This window comes from Chryseobacterium ureilyticum (assembly GCF_900156735.1).
In the GTDB taxonomy this organism is placed as follows: domain Bacteria; phylum Bacteroidota; class Bacteroidia; order Flavobacteriales; family Weeksellaceae; genus Chryseobacterium; species Chryseobacterium ureilyticum.
In genome coordinates, this window is the sequence record NZ_FTOL01000019.1 from 1 (window position 1) to 4477 (window position 4477).

General features: G+C 32.0%; 5 protein-coding genes. All 5 read right to left on the reverse strand.

The window, feature by feature from the left end:
- A partial coding sequence (locus tag BW983_RS23565) for a hypothetical protein (RefSeq protein WP_139329358.1) occupies window positions 1–182 on the reverse strand: 182 nt, incomplete at its 3' end.
- Window positions 183–532: 350 nt separating this feature from the next.
- Window positions 533–1483, reverse strand: coding sequence for a hypothetical protein (locus tag BW983_RS23570; protein WP_076554299.1), 951 nt, complete (start codon window positions 1481–1483; stop codon window positions 533–535).
- 19 nt (window positions 1484–1502) lie between these two features.
- Complete coding sequence (locus BW983_RS23575; RefSeq protein WP_139329359.1) at window positions 1503–1937, reverse strand: hypothetical protein; 435 nt, start codon at window positions 1935–1937, stop codon at window positions 1503–1505.
- Window positions 1927–3225 carry a hypothetical protein gene (locus BW983_RS23580; protein WP_076554303.1) on the reverse strand — a complete coding sequence of 433 codons (1299 nt, stop codon included), beginning with the start codon at window positions 3223–3225 and terminating at the stop codon, window positions 1927–1929. Before BW983_RS23580 ends, BW983_RS23575 begins: the two co-directional genes overlap by 11 nt.
- Window positions 3226–3250: 25 nt before the next feature.
- Window positions 3251–4477, reverse strand: a 1227-nt coding sequence (locus BW983_RS23585; protein WP_228409072.1) for a phage baseplate assembly protein V, incomplete at its 5' end; no start/stop codon positions are given.

Genomic DNA, 4477 nt, shown 5'->3' on the forward strand with positions numbered 1-4477 from the left:
TCATGATGATGACTTGCCTTTTGTTTAAGTATAAAATGTTTATAGTGCTTGATAATTTTACCTTCAACAACCAACGAGAGTTTTACCAAACGGTTAATCCCGGTATGATGATTTTCGGATATCCCGTCTGCATTCTGTGATGGGCGAAAAGAAGCTCCCTTTAATTTGGATTCGGTTTTCATTTGCTTTGTGTTTTTGATTTAGTCTAAAAATAGAAACATTTCATAAAACACACAATATCAACATGATAAAACTTAAAAATCATTAAATTCACAAAAAAAAAGACTGCTTTCAACAGAAACAGTCTTTTTGATATAAAATTTTAATATTAATATCGGTTTTTAAGGTAATTAAAGATTATGGTCTGTTATCTGCCCGATAATCAACACTCAGAACTTTCCCTATGTTTGCATTTATTTTATAATCCCATTTACCATTTGTTAAACTAGTTGAAAATCTATATTTATTAATATTAGCAATTATTTCATGAGATTGATAAGAATATAGAGTCTCAATACCTGATAATGGAGATTCAAGATTGATCTTTTAGTTTTTTCCAAGCTAATTTCTTTTGTTCTGCAATCGTTATAGGCATTCTTTTATGATTAACTAAGATTGAAGAATTTACAATATTGTATTCATACTGCTTTTCTTCAATAATCTTATCAATCTTATATGTATAACTTTTTTTTACAAAATGATTAACTATTTCACTTGGATCGTTCTTATTTATAGTTCCTGAATATTCAATAATACTAACAAGTTGATTCTTGGAATCATATTGATATTCTTTTATCAATGTCTCTTCATCATTATATTTTTTTTCGATTTGTTTTGAGGAATTATAACGGTAATTTAGGATGTTCTTAGAACCATCTTTATTAATTATTTCCTCTTTATCAATTTGTCCTTCCGTATTGTATGTAAGCTTTCTTTGTTCTTTTGAGGTTTTGCTTTCTATAATATGACCATTTTCATCATATGTATTTTCCAAAATAACTTCTCTGTCTTGCTTAACTATTAACAGTTGTGCAAATTTATTGTAACTGTAAACTATATTATATATTCCTATTTTCCCTTTATCATTTGGATATTCTATTTTCCCTTTATCAAGTAATCCTAGATCATTAATAACATTTTCTGTAGAGAAAGTTCCCATACCTGTACCAACATTTCCCGTAGCAAACGTAAAGCTATTCTTGATGATTTTGGGTGAGAAATACAAAAGATCATTTATCTTATGCAAGTATGAAGAATAATTTAATTCCGGTTGATGTGCTGTATATAGATATTTTTTCAAATCAATTGTAAATAGCTTTATACCTGCAGTATTATATAAAAATACCTGATGGTCTGTTTTTTCAAAAGCTGTCTTATGATTGGGAAAAGATTCTTTTATTGTAAACTGATTAGCTATAGTATTTGTTTCTTTATTATATGTTTTTGACTGACAGGACATCATAACTGAACCCGCAGAGAGCATTAGACAAGATATTTGAACGCTACCTGTAAACAGAAATACCATTGTGATTTTCAATAAGAGAGTCATTTAATTTATATTCGTTTAGTTCACAAAAAAGCTTTTTATTCCACATTGTTGACCTCTGTACCTTATTCACCTTTACTCCAGAAATTTTAAATTTCAAACTATCATCAATAATAATTACACAATCTTTCTGGAGAATATCAATCGTAGTTGTATTTATTTTCAAACGAAATTCCTTTACTCCATTATATTCTAAGTTAGGGTTCTGATAAGAAAACGATCTATTTTTAGACGATAAACTTTCAAAAGTAATTTTACCAATTTTATCATTAAACCCTATAAAAAAAACATAATTTCCCATAGGAGTATCACCTAAGTTACACTGTTCAATATTTTTTTCTTTACAGGCAAAAAAGAATAAAAATAAACATAATATTTTTTTATTTTCCATAAACATATCCATAAAAGTTAGTACTAAAAACAGAAGGATTAATTATCACTTTCCTAATCTCCCCCCAAGTAAATACTTCAAAATCATAAACATCCGGAGTTATTGTCCCACCTATCACTCCTTCAAAAACTATCCAATGTTCAATAGGTGTAAATACTCCAGATTTTTTATTTGATAACATATTTGCATTAATTAACATACATACGGTATAACCATCCAAATAAAGTTCCTGCATCTTTGCAACTTCTCTTGAAGAAGAATCTTCGCCATCCCAAGGTAATGCCCCTTTAGTAAATACAACATTAGTATTGTCAATAACCGATGTAAAATTCAATACATTCCTCATTAGTTTACTTAACTCTCTAGGCAGGGTTGATCCATCGAAAACTTCATCATTTTCTCCATCAAAATCTTTTAATTCATTTTCCTTATCCCTCATACAAGAAAATGGTATCCAATCCGCATAAGGCATTTTATTTGGATTGCTAGGATATTTTGTATTTGTAACTGGGTTCATTTCTAGCAAATGTTTACTCTCATCAACATCAATTTTATAATTATTACAAATACCTATTCCTGTTCGATGTAACATTAATACAAAATTTTTATACTTTTCAAAATCCTTTTTAGCCAATATATATAAAATTGCAGCCATACCACAAGTCGGGGTATCATTTTGATCCGCTAAATACGGCTTATCCCGTCTTTGTTCTACTTGATCTTCTAATACCTTTCTATCAAACCATCTAAATCTGTTATGCATGAATACAGGCAATTTCCCTTCAATTTCAGAGTTTTCAATATATGCCCTAACTTCCAAATTTCCTCCACAACACTCATGCGAAGTAAAACTCACATTTAGCTCAATCCCTCTATAATCTTTATTTGTCAAAATATTTTCTGTTTTCCTACCTGTTTCAGGGTCAATATATTCTATTGCCCATCGGATACTATTTTGATTTCTTGGTTCGCCATTTGTATATTCTTTGACCTTAAATCTATAAGTTTTACCATATAGAATTCCTTCTTTTTTATTGACATCTGATCCATCATTAGCAGATCCCTCTTCAAAGTCATCAAGACACTCTATAGTTTTCACTCTTGTTACTTCAACAGAATGTCTTCCTTTATTTACGTCATTATTAATCCCACCAGCTAAGCCATTCTGTATATGTCTTCCACCAGAAATATTTTTAGTATACTTACTTTCTTCTAAAATACCCCCATTTGCTGTACCTCGTATATTTTTAGCAAAGATTTGTATATGTCCTTTCTTTTGCGCTGCCATATTTTAATACTTTTATATTGAAATATTATGCATTATGTCCCTTTTCACCAGATAAATTATGAATAGTCTGTTCACTATTTTGTATATAATCCTTTGAAGCAGCAACTTCAATTCCTTCTGACGCATTTTTATGAATATCTGTTGCATCATATGTAAAATTATCTGAGGCTATATTCATAATATTTGTTGCATTTAAACTATAGTTTAAAACTGCGTTTTGCCCAATATTACCACCTGCTGTTTCAGTAATATTCATTCCCACTGAATTACTCTTATTCATTCCCACTGTCGTCGTCATATTCTCGCCTACATTAATGTTCATATTCTTACAATTCAGGGTCATTGTTTCCGGTGCTGTAATATTAATATTGCTTCCCGTGGTATCCAAATGAATCTCATTACCACTCTTATCCGTGATAATAATGCTTTCATCTTCGGTGAATACTATTCGGTGTCCGCTTCGGGTTTGAATAGATTTTACACGGTTATCCACTCCACCTCCAAGACCGATTCCTCCATGAAACATTCCTCCCATTACAAAAGGACGGTCAGGATGACTGTGTACAAAATTAACCATTACCTGATCTCCAACTTCAGGGATTGCTACATAACCTCGGTTTTGAGTGATCTGATCAGTTCCTCCAGCATCTGGGCTCATTACTCGTACAAAATGAGTGGTATCATTCATCTGCCAATCGAATCTTACCTGGACTCTTCCCTGTCCTTCAGGATCGGCATTGGCAATGACCGTGGCTATCTGAGGCTGAGCGATAGGTTCTGTAAATTCAGGTTTGGGTAAATAACCAGTATCAGCTGCTATAGACTCAAAACTACCCGTATAATGTCCGATTGTGTCAATTTCATGGACGGCTTCGGTTACCATCACTTTGGTAAAGTAAGACGTTTCATTACTGTCTGGTTTTCTCATATGAATGTCTACAACACAGCCAGGATGTAAAAAAGGAACTGTTGTAGAGCCGGAAACAGAAAAGACTCCTACGGCTTCACTTCCGGATGTACTTCTCTGAGAATGTTCTACATCTAAATGAGTCGATGCTTTGATAGGTGCCACCTGAAGTGCCGGAGTTTTGTATATTTTATCATTGTGGCTGTAAGCGGTTTTAGCCAGATCTCCTAAATGTTTTACAGGAGTTTCTCCTGAGGTCAATTTTTCATTTCTACTGCTGTTATAACCATAATATTGAGGTTTGGTATGAACAGCTTTGAGCTCTACCTTTACATCATTGGCATT